The organism is Agrococcus pavilionensis RW1 (genome assembly GCF_000400485.1).
Taxonomy (GTDB): Bacteria; Actinomycetota; Actinomycetes; order Actinomycetales; family Microbacteriaceae; genus Agrococcus; species Agrococcus pavilionensis.
The window spans coordinates 71,409-86,527 of record NZ_ASHR01000010.1 but is presented as its reverse complement, the minus strand read 5'-3'; the positions used below and the strand labels follow the sequence as shown (position 1 = coordinate 86,527).

The following is a 15,119-nucleotide window of genomic DNA, read 5'->3' as shown; positions in this document are numbered from 1 at the left end:
CAGGCCGGGCGCCGGCTGTCGGTGCGCCTTCGCGCGCGCGGGTGTGCACGCTCTTGCGGCTTGGGCGCGCTGCAGACCGCAAGTCGGTGCACATTGCCGCGGCTGGAGACGCACCTCGGTCATCGGTGTGCACGCTCTTGTGGCTTCGGCGCGCCGCGGACCGCAGCAGCGTGCACATCGTCGCGTCGTGCGAGTCAGGGGAGGCGCACCACCGCGTCGGCCGGGAGGCGGTCGTCGCGGCGGTGCGAGACGAGCACGACGACGCGGTCGGCCGTCGCCTCGCGGACGTCGTCCATCATCGCCGCGGCCGTCGGGGCATCGAGGTGCGCGGTCGGCTCGTCGAGCAGGATGACGTCGGCGCGGGTGAGCAGTGCCCGCGCGACCGCGAGCCGCTGGCGCTCGCCGCCCGAGAGTGCCGAGCCGCCCGCGCCGACGCGCGTGTCGAGGCCCTCGCCGAGCGAGTCGACGAGCCGGGCAAGCCCCGCCTGCTCGAGCGCCTCGCGCATCGCGGCGTCGTCGGGCGCATCGTCGCGCGTGCGCGCGAGCAGCAGGTTGCCGCGCAGCGTCGAGTCGAAGACGTAGGCGTCCTGAGGGCACCAGCTGACGCGCGAGCGCCAGGCGCGCTCGTCGAGCTCGGTGAGCGGCACGCCTTCCGCCGCGCTCTCCGACAGGTGCAGGGCGTGTCGCTCCGAAGCGTCCGCCATGTCAGCGACTCGCCCTATCTCTGCGGTGGGGGAGACGGTGGCGGGGGCGGCAGCGGCGCGCACGGCGCCGCACTCCACCGGCAGCGCGCCCATGACCGCCGAGAGCAGCGTCGACTTGCCCGAGCCCGAGGGGCCGTCGAGCACGAGCCAGCGGCCCCGCTCCGCGCGGCCCGACACGTCGGCGACCGCCGGCTGCGGCATGCCGGGGTAGCGCACGCTGACGTCGTCGAGCGAGACGGCGGCGACCGGCGAGGGCGGCTCGGCGTCGCCCCACGCCGGCTGCGGCGCGGGCCGCAGCACGGGCGCGAGCCGCGCGAGCACCGCGCGCAGCGCCGGCACGCGGTGCGCGGCCGCGACGAGGTCGCCGAGCGGCTCGAGCAGCGCGAGCGTGAGGAGCGCGATGACGGATGCGGCTGCGGCCGTCAGCGTCGGGGCCAGCACGGGCACGAAGCACGCGAGCGCCGCCAGGGCGGCGGTGACGACGGCCGAACCGAGGCCGGCGGACCACGCGCCCCGACGCTCGGCGGCCGAGAGCTGCGCGCTCGCCTCGTCGAGCTGCGCGAGCGCCGCGCCCGCGACGCCGTTGCCGCGGAGGTCTGGCGCGGCGGAGGCGAGCGCCGCGGTGCCGCGCACGATCCGCGACCGGGCGCCGACGCGCGCGGCGGCAGCGCCGCGCTCCGACCAGATGGCGAGCGCCGACGCGACGATCGTCGCGATCGCGAGCGTCAGCACGACGATCCACGTCAGCTGCGGCGCGACGAGGGCGGTCGTCACGCCGGTGCCGGCGATCACGAGCACGCCGACCGCGATCGGCGGCAGCACGCGCGGCAGCTGGTCGCGCAGCTCGTCGGCGAGCGTCACGAGGTAGTCGAGCGGCGCGCCGCCCTCGAGCAGTCGCCGTGAGCCGGCGCCGCGCGCCGCGATCGATCGCCACAGCCGCACGCGCAGCAGGTCGACGACCTTGAAGGCGGCGTCGTGGGTCAGCAGCCGCTCGGCGTAGCGGCCGACCGAGCGGAAGATGCCGAACGCGCGCACGCCCACGATCGCGAGCAGCAGCATCATGATGTGCTCCTCGATGCTCGCGCGCACGATGAGCCAGCCCGAGACGGCGGTGAGGGCGAGGCCCATCGAGACGGCGATGACCGCCATCGCGATCGAGCCGGCCCAGGATGCGACGTGCGGGCGGATGAGGGAGCGGATGGTGAGGCGCGGCCCGCTCCCTGCGCTCGTCGAGCCGCCCGCTACCGCGACCGGAGCTTCGAGACGCGTGCGGCCTGCGGCCGCGCGCTCCTCAGCCAGCGGTAGGGGAGCCGCGCGCTCCTCAGCCAGCGGTAGGGGAGCCGCGCGCTCCTCAGCCAGCGGTGCAGAGGTCAGCGGAGGGGCGCCGACCGGCACGGTCATCGTCGCGAGGGCCGTCGTCTCGGGCTCGTGGCTCGCGAGCACGACGACGGCGCGGTCGGCGCGGCGGAGGATCGCGGCGCGCACCCGCTCGGCGGAGGCGCGGTCGAGGTGCGCGGTCGGCTCGTCGAGCACGAGCAGAGTCGCGCCGGCGTCGGCGCGTGCGAGCGCGCGTGCCACGGCGAGGCGCCGCTGCTCGCCGGGGCTGAGCTCCGCGACGGCCGCGTCGGCGACGTGACCGAGCCCCAGCTCGTCGAGCGCGGCGAGCGGATGGGCGCCGTAGAGCGCGAGCTCGGCGCGGGGTGAGTCGGCGAACACGCGAGGTGCTTGCGGGGCCCAGCCCACTGCATCCGCCCCCACGCCGTGCACGCTGCCGGTGACGACGGCGTCGGCGGGCAACGCGCCCGCGAGCGCGCCGAGCAGGGTCGACTTGCCGGCGCCGGAGGGTCCGGCGATCGAGACGATGCCGGTCAGCTCCGCGGTGATGCCGGCGAAGGTCGGGGCGTCGCGGCCCGCGTACTGCACCGAGAGCGCCTCGAGGCGAATCGGGCCGGAGCCGGAGCCGCCACGCACGTCGGCGGGCGCAGGCCGCTCGAGGATCTCCTGCGAGCGGTCGAGCGCCGAGAGGCCGTCCTGCGAGGCGTGGAAGGCGGTGCCGACCTGCCGCAGCGCCGCGTACGCCTCGGGCGCGAGGATGAGCGCGACGAGGGCGGGCTCGAGCTCCATCGTGCCGTTCAGCAGCCGCAGGCCGAGGAAGACCGCGACGATCGCGACGGAGATGGTCGCGACGAGCTCGAGCGCGAGCGCCGAGAGGAAGGCCCAGCGGAGCGTCTCCTGCGTGCGCTCGCGGTAGCGGCCCTGCAGTTGCTCGAGCGCCTTCGCCTGCTCGTCGACGCGGCCGAGCCCGACGAGCACCGGGAGGCCGCGCGCGAGCTCGGCGAGGTGGTCGGCGAGCCGGGTCAGCGCGGTGAGCGCCTCGTCGGTGCGCTGCTGCGTGTGGCGGCCGATGAGGATCATGAAGAACGGGATGAGCGGGATCGTCACGACGATGATGGCCGCGCTCAGCCAATCGGCGCCGAGCACGCGGAGGCCCACGAGCAGCGGCACGACGGCCGCCGCGATCGTCGCCGGCAGCGACTGCACGTAGTAGTCGTCGAGGTCGTCGAGGCCGTCGGCGGCGAGCACGGCGGTGCCGCCGCCCGCGGCGTCGCCCGCCGCGATCTGCCGCCACAGTCGCCCGCGGATGCGCTGCTTCACCGACGTCGCGATGCGCCGCGCGACGACCGACGTCGCCCACTCGGCGCCCGCGCGCAGCAGCGCGCCCGCGAGCCCGAGCATCACGATGAGCCGCGTCGTCTCGGCGGCGAGGTCGCCCGCCGCGAGCGCGCCGATGCCGCGCGCGATCGCCTCGGCGACGAGCACGAGGCCGGCGGCGCGCAGGGCCGCGAGGAGCCCGAGCAGGTAGACGGGCCCCTTCGGCACCGGCCCGAGCGCGGGCGGGCGGAAGCGGGGTGCGGATGCGGTGCGCTCGGCCTCGAGGACCCACGGGTCGACGCTCGGGGCCGGGGCACGAGGGGCCGCGGAGCGGCTCGTCTGCAGGCGGCTTCTCGTCGGTGCGGCGATGTCAGATTCCGCAGGAGTCACGGATCCAGGATTCCATCGCTGGCTATGCGTCGTCCCGCCTGAGGTTGCGCTGGGCGCGCAGGTAGGCGTCGAGCTCGAACCGTTCGCCGACGGCCACGGCTTGCACCGCGACAGCGTTCGCTTCGTTGGGTGTCAAGCGGTAGACGAGCCGGTAGTTCGGCTTGGGGTTCCGGGGGTCCTCGTCGAAGTACAGCTTGCGGCAGTCGCCGAGGTCACCCGTCGTCGCGCGACGATCGAGGGGCAGGCCCTGCAGCTCCCCTTCGGCCACGAGCGCGAGGAGCTCCATCGCGCGCTTCCGCAGGGCGAGGCTCGGAAGATCGTAGACGTCCTGCTGGAAACCCGGAGCAGCGACGAGCTTGAACGCCACTACTGCGGAAGTGCCACGCCGAGCTCCGCGGCGAGATCATCGAGCGACTCGGTCTCACCGCTCCTCAGACGAGCTCGAGCGATCCGTGCGATCTCGAGATCCTCGAGGAGGGGCACGATCTCCCTGTAGAGATCGAATGGAATGATGGCGGCCTCCGGCCGACGGTGTGCTCCGAAGATGAGCGGTGCAGCGCCCGCCCCCCGCTCGCGGAACTGCCGCACCAAGTCGCCGAGCTCTTCGCGGGCTTCGCGGCTCGTCCTGACCGTCTGCGGTTCGTACGTCGACATGCCGCAAGCATACCGAATGCGTGCGCGAATGTGTACACATTTCTCCGCCAAGTAGGGCCACGTCCCTGCGTTCGGAGGCGGCGCGGACCAACGCTGCCGGCTGCCCGACTTCGCGTACCGCGGAGCGCTCCGCGATGGCGTCGATCTGTACGACAGGGGGGCGGTGGACGAACTGCTCGGCGATTCGCGCCGGTGACTCGCTGCCCGACATCGACCTGCTGCACCTCGCGCACGCTCCACCCCTGAAGACGAAGACGCTCGATCCGACCGCCGACTGACCCCAGTCGGAGTCAGGTCTGCGGTTCCAGCCGGCTACGCCGGGTCACGAGCATCACCGCGACGGCCGCGGTCGCGATCGCGGCGGTCGTGAACGTCGCGGCGGCGTGGTTCGCGACCTCGGCCGAGCCGCCGGGCGCGAGCGCGTAGAGCGCCGAGACGACGCCGATGCCGACGGCGGTGCCGGTGCGCTGCGCGGCGGTGATGAGCGCCGAGGCGATGCCGGCGTCGCGCGGCTCGGTCTGCACGAACGCCGCGTTGGTGTTGGGGCCGACGAAGAGGCCGACGCCGACGCCGATCGCGAGCAGCGGCGCGGCCATGACCGGCAGCGTGACCGCCGTGGGCGGCAGCGCGGCGAGCAGCGCGCCGACCACGGCGAGGCTCACCGCGATGAGCGAGAGGCCGAAGGTGACGGTGCGCACGCCGAAGCGGCGGCTTACCTGCTGCGAGGCGAGTGCGCCGGCCACCGAGCCGAGCGCGAAGGGCGTGACGACGACGCCCGCCTCGAGCGGCGCGTTGCCGAGCGCGTCGATCCACAGCAGCGCGAGCATGAGGAGCGAGGCGGTGAAGCTCGCGAAGCCGAGGAAGGTCGTGACGATGCCGATCGGCAGCGCCCGCTGCCGGAAGAGCCGCAGCGGCACGATCGCGAAGCGCTCCCGGCGCTCCCGTGCGCGCTCCCACAGCGCGAAGGCCGTGAGCAGTCCGACCCCGGCGGCGAGCACGCCGAGGTTGGCGGCGCTCACGCCGCTGCCGAGCGCGAAGGGCAGCACGAGCGCGGTGATGCCGACGCTGAACAGCAGCAGCCCGAGCGGGTCGCGGCCGCGCACGCCGAGCGGGGTGCCGCGCGGGATGACGAGCGCCGCCGCGACCGCCGCGACGACCCCGAAGGGCACGTTGACCCAGAAGACGAGGTGCCAGCCCGACTCGCCGCCGACCTCGAGCAGCAGCCCGCCGAGCATCGGCCCGACGGCGCTCGCGGCGCCGAAGACGGCGCCCATGATCGCGAAGGGCCGCGCGCGCTCGCGCCCCGAGTAGAGCAACTGGATGAGCGCGTTGAGCGGCGTGAGCACGAGCCCGCCAGCGATGCCCGAGAGCACGCGGCCGAGGATGAGCTGCGTCGGGTCGGGCGCGAGCGCGCACCACGCGCTCGCGACGGTGAAGACCGCCACCCCGACGATGAAGACGCGCTTGTGGCCGTAGCGATCGCCGAGCCGCCCGGCCGGCAGCAGCACGACCGCGAAGGCGATCGTGTACGACGTGAGGATGAGCGTCTGCTCGACCGGCCCGGCGCCGAGGCTCTCGCGGATCGACGGCAGCGCCACGTTGATGCTCGTGACGCTCATGAGCGTGAGCGCGGTCGGCAGCAGCAGCACGGTGAGAGCGAGCCAGCGGCGCTTCGGCTGGGCGTGCGTGCTCTCCTGCGAGGCGGCGGTCGGTTCGGGCACGTCGCGCATGGGAGCATCCTCCGCGATGAAGGCTGTCTGCGCGCCGAGGCCCGCGCGCCCATCTGAGCGACGAATCCTCAAGAGTTGCCGAAGAGTGCGTGCCGACCCGGTTCCGCGGCTCGGATCCGTCTTAAGGTCCGGAGCATGTCGTTCGCCGCCCGGCGCCGGCCCGCCGTCCCCGCAGAGCCGCACTCGGCCCGCGCGCGCGACCGCGAGGCCGCGCCCTCGCCGAGCGGTGAGGCGACCCCGTTCGTCGACGAGCTCGATCCTGACACCCTCACGCCCGCGCAGTCGCGCAGCCTGCGCCGTGCGCTCGACGACCTCGCGGCGCAGCGCCACACGCGCCACGGCCGCTGATCTGCGACGGCCGCGAAGTGGTTCGAGGGATGCTCCCTCGACGCCTCGGCGCCGACGGATGCGCTCCGCACCTCGGGCGCGTCCACCCCGGGAGGCGGCGGTTCAGCCCGCCGCGGTCGACCCGTCCGGCTTCGGCACCACCGTCAGCACCCGCCGCACGAAGTCGTCGAGCGCACGCATGTACGTCGCGAGGAACTCCTTCGTCGACTCGACCGTGATGTTGTCGTCGTCGTCGACGAGCCCCTCCTGGTACTGCACGTACGCCTCGATCTCGTTCATGAGCGGCGCGTTGCAGAACGACATGATCGTCTTCAAGTGCTGCTGCCCGACGGCGGTGCCGATCGCGCCGGGGGAGGTGCCGATGATGCCGACGGGCTTCCGCGACAGGGCATTCTCGCCGTAGGGGCGGGATGCCCAGTCGATCGCGTTCTTCAGCGCGCCGGGCACCGAGCGGTTGTACTCGGGCGTGACGATGAGGATGCCGTCGGCCTCGCGGATCTGGCGCTTGAGCTCGAGCGCCTCGGGCGGGTAGTCGCCGTCGCGGTCGTGGTCGTAGAGGTCGAGCTGGTCGATCTCGATGAACGAGCACTGCAGGTCGTCGGGCGCGAGCTTGATGAGCGCCCGAGCGAGCCGGCGGTTGATCGACGAGGCGGAGATGCTGCCGCAGATGACGCCGATCGTGTACGGGGGTTCGTGGTGGTACGTCTCAGCCATGTGGCCAGCATGGCCCCGCGAGCCGCGGAGGTCGACCCCGAGAACGCTGGGAGTGCGTCAGTGGCTGTGGTCGGCGGGGTCGGTGTCGTCCGAGCGCATCGCCTCGATCCGGCGTAGGTCCTCGGGGTGGAGGCCCGCCTCGCCCACGGCGTCGAGCAGTAGCCGCATCTGCCGCTCGATCGCGGGCACGGATCCTGGCTGCCCGGCGTCCTGCACGTGCGAGCGCAGCATGCGCAGCACCCGCAGGAGCGCGGTCGCCACGTCGGGCTCCGTCAGCGACGACTGCCGCAGCTGGTCGAAGGCGTGCGCCACGTACTCGTCGTGCTCGAGGTTCCAGGGCGAGAGCAGCACGCGGCCGGAGCCGTCGCGGAGGCCCGTGGGCGGCAGCGGCGCGACGAGCACCGCGCGCAGCACGGTGCCGAGCCGCAGGATGACCTCGATCGCCGTCGTCGGGTCGTGGATGGCGGGGCTCAGCGCCCGCAGCCCGATGTCGACGAGCTGCCGGATGGCGAAGTCGACGTCCTGCAGCATCGTGCGGGTGTCGGCGATCTCGACTGCCGCCGCGAGCGTGCGGTGCGCCCGCTCCGGCACGGGCGGCGAGACGCGCAGCAGCGGCTCGCCCGCGTGGATGTACGCGCCCACGCGCGTCTCGAGCCGCAGCGTCGTGCCGGGCGGCACCGCGTGCAGCAACCCGGGCACGCTCACCTGGCTCACCCAGCCGCTGCTCTGGCACGGCACGACGATCGCGTCGTCGGCGATGGGGTGATCCTTCGGCTCGACGGGCTCGAGGCCCCGCGGCGCGCGGGAGGCAGCGGCGACGACCTTCTCGCCCTCGACCGCGATCGCCCTCGCGACGTTCCCGACCTGCAGGCTCCGCGCGAGGTGGTCGAGGTGCACGATGATGCCGATCACCGTGATGAGGGTCAGGGCGACCGCGATCGTGAGCGAGACGCGCGGAGCCGGGTCGGAGTCCTCGCCGCTCAGGTGCGGCAGCACGAGCACGCAGTAGAAGAAGGTGCCGACGAGCAGGCCGATGACACCCTGGCTCAAGCGGTCGCGGATGAACGAGCGCATGACCCGCGGCGAGAAGTGGTTGCTCGCGAGCTGCAGGCTCACGACGGTGAGCGAGAAGACGACGCCGACGGTCGTGATCATCGCGCCGGCGACGGTCGCGAGCAGCCAGAGCGCCGCGTTGTTCGTCATCGTGAGCAGGAACGGCAGGTCGGCGTCGTGGCCGAGCGCAGTGTCGAGGCTCGTGGCGCCGATGGCCAGCAGGATGCCGCTCGCCATCACGATCGACGGCAGCAGGAAGAGGCTCTCGGCGAAGCGGTAGCGCACGGCGGCTGCCCGCAGCCCCCACGCCATGCCGTCCCGTCGAGCCATCCGCCGATCCTCCCGCCGTCACCTGGGAGGCGCCCTCACCTGGGCAACGGACGACGGATGCGGTAGGTGCGGTGCCGAGTCAGGTGCGGTAGCCGCGCGGGTTCCGCTCCTGCCAGCGCCACGCATCCGTCACCGCGTCGTCGAGCGAGCGGGTGGCGCGCCAGCCGAGCCGCTCCTGCGCGAGCGTCGGATCGGCGGTCGAGACGGCCGCGTCGCCGACGCGGCGCTCGACGACCTCGAAGGGCAGTTCGCGGCCCACGGCGCGCTCGAACGCGCGCAGCACCTCGAGCACCGAGACGCCGCGGCCGGTGCCGAGGTTGACGGTGAGCACCCCCGGCTCGAGCGCCTCGAGCGCGGCGACGTGCCCCTCCGCGAGGTCGAGCACGTGGATGTAGTCGCGCACGCCGGTGCCGTCGACGGTGGGGTAGTCGTCGCCGAAGACGCGCAGCCGCTCGCGCTCGCCGGCCGCGACCTGCGCGATGAACGGCATGAGGTTGTTGGGGATGCCCTTCGGGTCCTCGCCGATGTCGCCCGAGGGGTGCGCGCCGACCGGGTTGAAGTAGCGCAGCACCGCCGCCTCGAGCGCGGGGTCGGCGGCGGCCGCGTCGGCGATCATCGCCTCGATCATCGCCTTCGTGCGGCCGTAGGGGTTCGGCAGGTCGATGCCGACGGGCGCGTCCTCGCGCAGCAGCTCGCCCGGCTGCTCGTAGACGGTCGCCGACGACGAGAAGACGAAGCGACGGATGCGGTGGGTTGCCATGGCCTCGAGCGTCGCGATCGCGGTGCCGAGGTTGACGCGGTAGTAGGTGAGCGGCTGCGCGACCGATTCGCCGACCGCCTTGAGCCCCGCGAAGTGGATGACCGCGTCGATGCGGTGATCGGCGAGCACGCGGCCGACGAGCGCGGCGTCGCCCGCGTCGCCGACGATGAGCGGCATGGCCGCGCCCGCGAGCCGCTCGGCGCGGCGCACCGCCTCCTCGCTCGCGTTCGAGAGGTCGTCGAGGATGACGACGTCGTGCCCGTGCTCGACGAGCGCGATCGCGGTGTGGGAGCCGATGAAGCCGGCTCCGCCGGTGAGCAGCACGCGCATGGCACTCCTGGGATCGAGGGGTTCTCAACCAGGGTAGGGGTGCAGCGATGTCCGATCCGCGCGACGCATGGCCTCGCGCGCCGCTACCGTGAGCCCATGCCGTTCCCGAGGCACCGCGCGCAGCCGGTCGCGACCGCTATGGAGGACGATGCGACGTTCCGCATCCTGACGGTGTGCACGGGCAACCTGTGTCGCTCGCCGCTGGCGGAGCAGCTGCTCCGCGCCCGATTGCCGCGCGCGCTCGGTGAGCCGATGGAGCTGCTGGTGTCGAGCGCCGGCACGCACGCGTTCGACGACGACCGGATGGATGCGCTCGCAGCCGCCGAGTCGGTGCGGCTCGGCGCGACCGACGCCGACGCGCACCGAGCCCGACGCATCCTCGATCGCCACATCGCGGAGGCCGACCTCATCCTCGCCATGGCGCGAGAGCACCGCTCAGCCGCGGCCTCGCTCGTGCCCGCCGCGCTCGCCAGGGCGTTCACGCTCGTGGAGTTCGCCCGCATCGTCGAGGCGCTCGCGGCCGGCACGGTGGATGCGCAGCTGCCTCCTCGGGGCGCCGAAGGCGTCGCCGCGTGGCTGCGAGAGGTCGTGCGCGTCGCCGGGACGGTGCGCGGGCTCATGCCGCTGCCCGCCTCGCCGCTCGAACTCGACATCGAGGACCCGTACCGGTTCGAAGCGATGGTCTACCGCCGCTCCGCGGATGCGGTCGCCGAGTGCGTCGACCGCTCCGCCGAGGCGCTGCGCGTGCTCGCCGACCGTCGCTGAACCGCACGCACGGCTCACTCGGCCGGCGGCCGTCGCCGACGGCGCCAGACGTGCCGCAGCCGGAGGAAGAGCAGCACCGCCGCGCCGCCGGCGATCGCCGCGCGCACGCCGCCGTACGGGGGAGCGAGCAGCGAGCCGACGGCGAAGCCGATGAGCATGCCGGCCGCGATGGCGATCCATCCGCGCGGGTTCACAGGCCGATCCTGCCAGGGCCCGCGCCGACGGGTGCGGCTGGCCCGCCCGGCTGGGACCGGCGTCTGCCATACCATCGAACCGCTGGAAGAACTTGGAGGCAGGGAACGCGTGGACGACGAGTCTGACCGCCGGGCACCGTTGACCGCGGAGCAGGAAGCCGAGCGCCGCAAGGTCGTGCTCGCCGAACGCCACAAGCAGCGCGACCGCCGCCGTTGGATCACCGGGCTCTCGGTGCTCGGGGCGGCCGCGATCGTGAGCGGCGGCGCCGTCGTGGCGTGGAACTCCCAGGCCCACGCCGAGCTCGCCGCCTCAGGCATCGAGCAGTGGCGCGACGAGCGCGATGCAGCCGAGTGCATGCTGTCGGCTCGAGTGCTCGCGGCGATCGACGCGGAGGATGGCGCTCGCGACGTGCTGCCGGCCGCCAGGGCCATCGGCGAGGCGACGGGCGTCTACGGCGAGGCGGAGCGCGGTGCGTTCGTCGAGGAGGGCCTGCCGGCGCTCGAGGCGATCGCGCGCGGAGCGATCCTCGACGAAGCCGACCGCGACCGCGCCGCTGCAGCCGAGGCCTGGCTCGACGGCGGTGCCTTCGACACGGATGCGTGTGTCGCAGCCGCGCGCGAGCAGCGCGCGCCCGTGGGCCCGGCCACGGCCGAACGTGCCGATGCCCTCGCACGGCAGTGGCGCTCGCTCGGTGATGCGGGTGACGTCGACGACGATCGCGTCGTCGAGTTCGAGGAGTCGCTCGAGCGCGTGCGCGAGACGGCGGCCGCAGTCGCGGAGAGTCGCACCGAGCTCACCGCGCTGCGCTCCAGCCTCGACGCCGCGCCCGTCGACGCCTTCGACGGGCTCGATGAGATCGACTCGCAGCTCGCCGAGCAGGCGGCCGTCGAGGCGGCCGATGCAAGCGGCGTCTTCGAGCTCGTGCAGCTGCTCGCCGATCGTGCGAGCGCGACGCGCGAGGTCGAGGCGCTCGCGGCCGCGGCCGCGGAGGAGGAGGCGGCCACCGCGCCGACGCCTCCCGCGATCGTGCGGCCGACGCCGGGGCGGCCCGGGCGGCCCGGACAGCCGCCCGCCGCGCCGGTGCAGCCCGCGCCGCCCGTCCCGGCGCCGGCGCCGGAGCCCGCCCCGACGATCCCCGAGCCGCCCACGGAGTCAGCGCCGCAGCCGGAGCCGGAGCCGGAGCCGGAGCCGGAGCAGCCGCCCGTCGACCCGCCGGTGGATCCGGAGCCGCCGGTCGATCCCGGCCCTGTCCCGGACCCGCCGTTCGTGCCCGCACCGCCGCCTGGCGAGGGCGGATGAGCCGCAGGCGCGCTCAGGGCGCGTAGTCGGTGCCGTACTCGGCGACGTAGCCGCTGACGTCGCCCGAGCGGAGCGCCTCGCCGAGCGCCGCGGTCTGCGCGACATCCACGACGTTGACCGACTGCCCGCCGCGGTTGCCGAAGCCCTCGATCGGCGCCATGAGGCTCGTCACGTCATCGCGCTCGAGGTTCTGGCTGAGCGCGGCGAGCGCGATCATGTCGTCGATCGAGAGCTCGCCCGTGATCTTGAGCCGGCCGGCGAAGTGGCCGAACAGCGTCGGCAGCGCCGCCGGGTCCTCCGTCGCGATCTCGTCGATGCGATCGAGCATCCCGGTCACCGCGGCGCGCTGCCGCTCAGTGCGGTCGAGGTCGCCGAGCGGGAGCCCCTTGCGCTGGCGCACGTAGATGAGGCCGTCGGTGCCCGAGAGGTGCACGGGGTCAGCGCTGAAGTCGACGACGCGGCCGGTGCTCTGCACGGTGACGCGCGTCGGGTGCTGGTTCTCGGCGTCGAAGCCGTCGAGCGCGCGCGTGAGGCCGATGAAGCCCTCGAAGTCGGCCTGCACGACGTAGTCGATCTCGAGGCCGCCGAAGAGCTCCGAGACGGTCGCGCTGATCATCGCCGTGCCGCCGATCGCGAAGGCGGCGTTGATCTTTCCGGAGCCTGCGCCCGGGATGGAGACCCAGGAGTCGCGGGTGATCGAGACGAGGCTGAGGCTCTCGCGGTCGGCCGAGATCTGGGCGACCATGATCGTGTCGGCGTTGCCGGTCATGCTGCCGGGCGTCCGCGAGTCGGTGCCGAGCAGGAGCGCGGTGACCGCGCCGTCGGGGAGCGGGTCCGGGTCCTCGGTGGGCGTGGGCGTCGGTGCCGGCGCCGTCGGTCGGGGAGTGCTCGCCGTCGTCGCCGTCGCGGAGGGCGTCGGCTCGGCCTCCGGGGTGCAGCCGGCCAGCAGCGTCACACCGAGGAGTGCCGCGAGCCCCAGCGCCCCTGCCCTCGATCGTCCCCGAATACGTCCCAGCATCTGCACCCCTTCGCGTCGACGTCCGAGGGTATCGGGCGCCCGCTGAGGCTCAGGCTTCGCCGTCGGTCGCGATGTAGCGGTAGACCGCCGCATCCACGCGCTGCTCCTTCGGCAGGCTCAGCGCCGCCACCAGCAGCCGCCGCGAGCTCAGCACCGGTGCGGGGATCGTCGCGAGGTCGTACTCGGAGTAGCCGCTGCCCGCCCACTTCGTCATCCGGTGCTCCCAGTGGAAGAAGTCGTAGAAGTCGTAGCCGCGCAGCCGCTCGGCCGAGAAGTCGGTGAACGCCATCCACTGCTCGAGCTCCCGGTGCAGGTCCGGATCGTTCGCGAACTCAGAGTCCGTGTACTTCCTCGCGAGCAGCTGCGGCGTGAGGTTCCGGTCTGTCGTGTCCTTCCACATCCCGGTGATGATCGCGCCGCCGACCCCGAAGATCGTGGATGCGCGGGCGGGGCTGTGCAGGTAGAGCGCGTTGGCGAGGTTCGCATAGCGCTGCCAGGTGGGGAACGTCTCGCGGTAGAGCGACGCCATCTGCGAGGTCGGCTGCATGGCCGCGACGTCGATGCCGAGGTGCGGCAGGCCCGCCGCCGCCGACAGCCTCGCCGCGGCGTGGAAGTCCTGGTAGGTGCTCTTCGACGCCACGTGGAACGGGTGGTACGTCATCGTGAGCGCGTTCGCGCGCTGCAGGTCGACGAGGCCCGCCTCCAGCACCGCGCGCGAGTCGCGGCCCGCGGTGAGCGACAGCACCGTGACGGGTGCGACCGAGATCCAGTTGCGCACCTGTGCCCGCAGCTCGTCGCGGAAGCGCTCGCCCGCCTCTGCGATCGAGAGCTCGGCGCGATCCTCGCGCGGGAAGAAGCGCTCGTGCGTGACGACGTCGCCCTGCACGGTCAGCCGCCCGTTGGCGTAGACCTGCCCGACCTCGTCGTGCGGCGTGATGAGGCCCGGCAGCCATCGACCTGCGGGGGAGCGGTAGTCGCGATTCTCGACGATCCACCGCAGCCGCTCGTTCGAGAGCCCGCCGACGTGCCGCGCGAGCAGCTCGGTGTGCGAGGCGAGCGCGGGGCCGCGCGATCCGGCATGCCAGTAGACCGATCGAGCGGCGAGGGGGTCGGTGTAGACGTCGAGGCGATCAGCGCGCGCGACGAGCACGACGTAGCGGCCCGAGAGCCAGCTGATCGCCTCGTCGAGAGCGGCCGTCCCGGCGTCGACGCCGTCGGCGCGCGCGACGGCGCGCAGGATGCGCTCGGCCACCTGGGCACGCGTGCGCGGCCCGCCGTCGTCGAACGCCTGGCCGAGCACGAGCACCGCGGCGCTCGGCGACGACGCGGCGCTGTGCTCGAGCTCGGGGTCGACGAGCACGTGCCACGGGCCGAGCGTCGAGCGCTGCCAGCTCTCTCGCGGCGGCACCGCGGTCCCGTCGCGCGTGACGAGGAAGCCCTTGGCGAAGACGTTCTTGTAGCCCCAGACCTTGTAGCCGGGGCGCAGCTGCCGCTCGCGCCGCTCGAGCGCCTGCAGCGCCCGGCGGTGCTCGCGCGATCGCCCGGCCCGCAGCGCATGCAGCATCGCGGGCTCCTTGTCGATCGGCGACGCGGACGCGCCGGCACTTCGAGCGTATCCGAGGCGGCCGCTACGCGACCGGCGGCCGAGTCGTCGAGGCGATCACGCGAGACCGCCGCCGCGCCCGCACGAGCGCCTCGATGACCACGGCGAGCAGCGTGCCGATCACGGCGCCCAGCCCGTTCGCGATGATGTCGAGCAGTGCCGCGACGCGGCCGGGCATGAACGCCTGCACTGTCTCGACGCCGACCGTCAGGGCGAGGCAGAGCGCGATGGTGACCCACCAGCGCCGAGCGCCGAGCGCGAAGGTGATGAGCAGCGCGACCGGCACGAACATCCCGACGTTCGCGAGCACCTCGAGCCGGCTCCACGTGAGCCAGTCGAAGAGCTCGCGCGCATGCAGCCACTCGATGCCCCGCGTGACGCGCGGCTTCGCGCGGAGCAGGAAGTGCGACGGCCACAGGGTGACGATGAGCACCACGGGCGCGAGCAGCGCGAGCCCGACGAGCCCGAGCCTGCGCAGCGGCGCGTGGGCGCCTCGGGGCGCGGCTCGAGCATTCACCGCACCAGTCTGACTGAGGCGCCTATGCGCCCGCTGGCGTTGTGGCGACTCGCAGCG

The 15,119-nt window shown here is 73.7% G+C and carries 14 protein-coding genes; 3 read left to right on the top strand and 11 right to left on the bottom strand.

Annotated features, from left to right (window positions below):
- Nucleotides 1-194: 194 nt before the first annotated feature.
- From L332_RS18450 to L332_RS18435, 4 genes are all read right to left on the bottom strand, one after another.
- The gene (locus L332_RS18450) at nucleotides 195-3,746 is read right to left on the bottom strand and encodes an ATP-binding cassette domain-containing protein (protein ID WP_144061004.1); all 3,552 of its coding nucleotides are present in this window, start codon (nucleotides 3,744-3,746) and stop codon (nucleotides 195-197) included.
- A gap of 22 nt (nucleotides 3,747-3,768) precedes the next feature.
- Complete coding sequence (locus tag L332_RS18445; RefSeq protein WP_021009733.1) at nucleotides 3,769-4,113, bottom strand: hypothetical protein; 345 nt, start codon at nucleotides 4,111-4,113, stop codon at nucleotides 3,769-3,771.
- Entirely contained in the window at nucleotides 4,113-4,400 is a 288-nt protein-coding gene (locus L332_RS18440; protein WP_021009732.1) for a type II toxin-antitoxin system Phd/YefM family antitoxin, read from the bottom strand. Before L332_RS18440 ends, L332_RS18445 begins: the two co-directional genes overlap by 1 nt.
- 290 nt (nucleotides 4,401-4,690) lie before the next feature.
- The gene (locus tag L332_RS18435) at nucleotides 4,691-6,130 is read right to left on the bottom strand and encodes an MFS transporter (RefSeq protein ID WP_021009730.1); all 1,440 of its coding nucleotides are present in this window, start codon (nucleotides 6,128-6,130) and stop codon (nucleotides 4,691-4,693) included.
- A gap of 135 nt (nucleotides 6,131-6,265) precedes the next feature.
- Here L332_RS18435 and L332_RS18430 point away from each other — a divergent pair, with 135 nt between their 5' ends.
- Nucleotides 6,266-6,478 (top strand): hypothetical protein, encoded by a 213-nt coding sequence (locus L332_RS18430; RefSeq protein WP_021009729.1) that lies wholly within the window; start codon nucleotides 6,266-6,268, stop codon nucleotides 6,476-6,478.
- A gap of 102 nt (nucleotides 6,479-6,580) precedes the next feature.
- On the opposite strand, the gene L332_RS18425 is transcribed toward L332_RS18430, so the two are convergent.
- From L332_RS18425 to galE, 3 genes are all read right to left on the bottom strand, one after another.
- On the bottom strand, nucleotides 6,581-7,192 hold the full coding sequence (locus L332_RS18425; RefSeq protein ID WP_021009728.1) for an NADPH-dependent FMN reductase: 612 nt from the start codon (nucleotides 7,190-7,192) through the stop codon (nucleotides 6,581-6,583).
- A 57-nt stretch (nucleotides 7,193-7,249) separates the two neighbouring features.
- On the bottom strand, nucleotides 7,250-8,575 hold the full coding sequence (locus tag L332_RS18420) for a DUF2254 domain-containing protein (protein WP_021064885.1): 1,326 nt from the start codon (nucleotides 8,573-8,575) through the stop codon (nucleotides 7,250-7,252).
- 79 nt (nucleotides 8,576-8,654) lie between these two features.
- Nucleotides 8,655-9,665, bottom strand: a complete 1,011-nt coding sequence (gene galE / locus L332_RS18415) for a UDP-glucose 4-epimerase GalE (RefSeq protein WP_021009726.1) — start codon at nucleotides 9,663-9,665, stop codon at nucleotides 8,655-8,657.
- A 96-nt stretch (nucleotides 9,666-9,761) separates the two neighbouring features.
- Here galE and L332_RS0114775 point away from each other — a divergent pair, with 96 nt between their 5' ends.
- Complete coding sequence (locus tag L332_RS0114775; RefSeq protein ID WP_021009725.1) at nucleotides 9,762-10,430, top strand: arsenate reductase/protein-tyrosine-phosphatase family protein; 669 nt, start codon at nucleotides 9,762-9,764, stop codon at nucleotides 10,428-10,430.
- Between the two features lie 14 nt (nucleotides 10,431-10,444).
- Here L332_RS0114775 and L332_RS18410 read toward each other — a convergent pair whose 3' ends face one another.
- Nucleotides 10,445-10,624 carry a hypothetical protein gene (locus tag L332_RS18410; RefSeq protein WP_021009724.1) on the bottom strand — a complete coding sequence of 60 codons (180 nt, stop codon included), beginning with the start codon at nucleotides 10,622-10,624 and terminating at the stop codon, nucleotides 10,445-10,447.
- A gap of 109 nt (nucleotides 10,625-10,733) precedes the next feature.
- On the opposite strand from L332_RS18410, the gene L332_RS29280 reads away from it, so the two are divergent.
- Nucleotides 10,734-11,924 carry a hypothetical protein gene (locus L332_RS29280; protein WP_021064884.1) on the top strand — a complete coding sequence of 397 codons (1,191 nt, stop codon included), beginning with the start codon at nucleotides 10,734-10,736 and terminating at the stop codon, nucleotides 11,922-11,924.
- A gap of 13 nt (nucleotides 11,925-11,937) precedes the next feature.
- Here L332_RS29280 and L332_RS18400 read toward each other — a convergent pair whose 3' ends face one another.
- The 3 genes from L332_RS18400 to L332_RS18390 all read right to left on the bottom strand — a co-directional run bounded on the left by L332_RS18400 (nucleotide 11,938) and on the right by L332_RS18390 (nucleotide 15,062).
- Nucleotides 11,938-12,879, bottom strand: a complete 942-nt coding sequence (locus L332_RS18400; protein WP_021009722.1) for an LCP family protein — start codon at nucleotides 12,877-12,879, stop codon at nucleotides 11,938-11,940.
- Nucleotides 12,880-12,991: 112 nt separating this feature from the next.
- Nucleotides 12,992-14,506, bottom strand: coding sequence for a hypothetical protein (locus tag L332_RS18395; RefSeq protein WP_021009721.1), 1,515 nt, complete (start codon nucleotides 14,504-14,506; stop codon nucleotides 12,992-12,994).
- A gap of 64 nt (nucleotides 14,507-14,570) precedes the next feature.
- Nucleotides 14,571-15,062, bottom strand: coding sequence for a VanZ family protein (locus L332_RS18390; protein ID WP_021009720.1), 492 nt, complete (start codon nucleotides 15,060-15,062; stop codon nucleotides 14,571-14,573).
- Nucleotides 15,063-15,119 lie beyond the last annotated feature (57 nt).

Coding starts and splice junctions, on each gene's coding strand:
- L332_RS18440 (WP_021009732.1), bottom strand. CDS start 4,400: ATGTCGACGTACGAACCGCAGACGGTCAGGACGAGCCGCGAAGCCCGC.
- L332_RS18435 (WP_021009730.1), bottom strand. CDS start 6,130: ATGCGCGACGTGCCCGAACCGACCGCCGCCTCGCAGGAGAGCACGCAC.
- L332_RS18430 (WP_021009729.1), top strand. CDS start 6,266: ATGTCGTTCGCCGCCCGGCGCCGGCCCGCCGTCCCCGCAGAGCCGCAC.
- L332_RS18425 (WP_021009728.1), bottom strand. CDS start 7,192: ATGGCTGAGACGTACCACCACGAACCCCCGTACACGATCGGCGTCATC.
- L332_RS18420 (WP_021064885.1), bottom strand. CDS start 8,575: ATGGCTCGACGGGACGGCATGGCGTGGGGGCTGCGGGCAGCCGCCGTG.
- galE (WP_021009726.1), bottom strand. CDS start 9,665: ATGCGCGTGCTGCTCACCGGCGGAGCCGGCTTCATCGGCTCCCACACC.
- L332_RS0114775 (WP_021009725.1), top strand. CDS start 9,762: ATGCCGTTCCCGAGGCACCGCGCGCAGCCGGTCGCGACCGCTATGGAG.
- L332_RS18395 (WP_021009721.1), bottom strand. CDS start 14,506: ATGCTGCATGCGCTGCGGGCCGGGCGATCGCGCGAGCACCGCCGGGCG.